Origin of the sequence: Delftia sp. JD2 (assembly GCF_001682645.1) — a bacterium.
In the GTDB taxonomy this organism is placed as follows: Bacteria; Pseudomonadota; Gammaproteobacteria; order Burkholderiales; family Burkholderiaceae_C; genus Comamonas; species Comamonas acidovorans.
In genome coordinates this window covers 1-2,105 of the sequence record NZ_LFJT01000130.1, presented here as the reverse complement: position 1 = coordinate 2,105, position 2,105 = coordinate 1, and the positions used below count along the sequence as shown (strand labels likewise).

The window sequence follows — 2,105 nt, the reverse complement described above, 5'->3', positions numbered from 1 at the left end:
CCTTCTTTGATCTGACCTTTCTTGGCGAATCAAGAAAGGGCAGTCGGCCGCCGGGCCGAGACCCGGCCTCGAAAAACAACCACCCGGCAGGGGGAGATGAGCCCCCTGCACTCGCTGACAAGCCGCGGTCACAGCCCCAAATCACAAGCCCATTGTTTCCACCACGGAACCAACCGCGTTCCACCACCCTCCTTTGCCAGCCGCCCCTGTCTCCCTAGAGTGAAAGCAAAAGGAGACAAGCATGTTCGAAGCCAATCTATTCCAGGGCCAGCGCGTCCTGATCACCGGGGGCGGCACGGGGCTGGGCCTGGCCATGGCGGCCAAGCTGGCGGAACTGGGTGCCGAGCTGCACCTGTGCGGCCGGCGACGCTCCGTGGTGCAGCAGGCCTGCGAGATGCTGAACAACGACACGGGCGCGCAGGCCTTTGCGCATGAACTCGACATTCGCCAGCCCGAGGCCGTGCACACCGTCATCGACCGCATCTGGGCCGAACACGGCCCGCTGACGAGCCTGGTCAACAACGCGGCCGGCAACTTCGTCAGCCGCACCGAGGACCTGAGCATCAACGGCTTCCATGCCATCTCGGACATCGTCTTCCGGGGCACCTTCTACGTCACCCAGGCCGTGGGCCGCCGCTGGATCGCCGAAGGGCTGCCGGGCTCGGTGCTGTCCATCGTCGTCACCTGGGTGGACACGGGTTCGCCCTTCGTCGTGCCCTCGGCCATGTCCAAGGCCGGGCTGGACGCCATGACCAAATCGCTGGCCGTGGAATGGGGCCCCAAGCGCATACGGTTCAACGCGATTGCGCCGGGCGTGATTCCCACCCAGGGCGCCAGCCAGCGCCTGCGCCCCAGGATTGACGGCAACGAGGACTCGGCCGACCGCCGCCGCCTGGACAACCCCACGCGCCGCCTGGGCACGGGCGAGGACATCGGCAACATGGCCGCCTTCATCCTGGCCCCGGGCAACACCTGGCTCAACGGCCAGACCATCACGCTGGACGGCGGCGACGCCCTGGCCAATGGCGCCTACTTCACCGAATACCAGGCCTGGGACGATGCCGACTGGGCGCGCGCCCGGCAGATGGCCAAGGCCGCCAACCAGCCCAACGTCAACGATGGGGAGCAGGAGGCCACGCCCACATGAGCACCGCCGCCACGCCCCATTCCACCCTGGTCTTCGAACAGCGCACGCTGACCGGCGCCGCCCAGCAGCAGCGCGGCCGCCAGCTGGCCCAGGGCCTGCGCAGCCTGGGCCTGGCCGAAGGCGACGTGCTGGCCGTCTTCCTGCGCAACGGAATCGAATACGCCGATGTGGTCCATGCCTGCCGCATTGCGGGCATCTACTACTGCCCCATCAACTGGCATTTCACGGCCACGGAGATCGACTACATCCTGGCCGACAGCGGCGCCCGCGCCCTCATCACCAGCCAGGACCTGCTCGACGGCCTCAAGGGCGAACTCTATGCGGACCTGCCCCGGCGCGTCGCCCATGCACGCGAGCCGGAGCAGGACTACGAAACCTGGCTGGCCGCCCAGGCACCCTACGAGGGCCCGCTGGTCGCGCCGCGCGGCCACATGGCCTATACATCGGGCACCACGGGCCGCCCCAAGGGCGTGCTGCGCAAGGCGTTTCCCGTGGAAGAACTGCCCCGGCGCCTGGCCGTGAACCAGGCGCTGATCGCCACCGCCTACGGCCTGCAGCCCGGCGCGCGCACCCTGCTGACCGCGCCCATCTACCACAGCGCACCCAGCCTGTACTTCCAGAACGCGCTCATGCTCAGCGAGCTGGTGGTGCTGGAGCAGCGCTTCGACCCCGAGCGCTTCCTGCAGCTGGTGCAGGAGCACCGCATCGACACCGCCTACATGGTGCCCATCATGTACGTGCGCCTGCTCAGGCTGCCGCGCGAGGTGCGCGAGCGCTACGACATCTCCTCGCTGCGCTTCATCGCCTCCACCGGCTCGCCCTGCGCGCCCGAGGTCAAGAAGGCCATGATCGAGTGGATGGGGCCCATCATCAACGAGACCTATGCCTCCAGCGAGTCGGGCCTGGTCACCTTCATCGGCTCGGCCGACGCCCTCACCCACCCGGGCAGCGCGGGCCT

At 68.1% G+C, this 2,105-nt stretch carries 2 protein-coding genes; both read left to right on the top strand.

Going from position 1 to position 2,105, the window contains the following annotated elements; genetic code table 11:
• The first annotated feature begins 241 nt into the window (after window positions 1-241).
• Window positions 242-1,147, top strand: a complete 906-nt coding sequence (locus ACM14_RS30140; protein ID WP_013802852.1) for an SDR family oxidoreductase — start codon at window positions 242-244, stop codon at window positions 1,145-1,147.
• Window positions 1,144-2,105 (top strand): AMP-binding protein (locus ACM14_RS30135; RefSeq protein ID WP_139093536.1); only part of this gene is annotated, 962 nt, incomplete at its 3' end. The genes ACM14_RS30140 and ACM14_RS30135, both read left to right, overlap by 4 nt.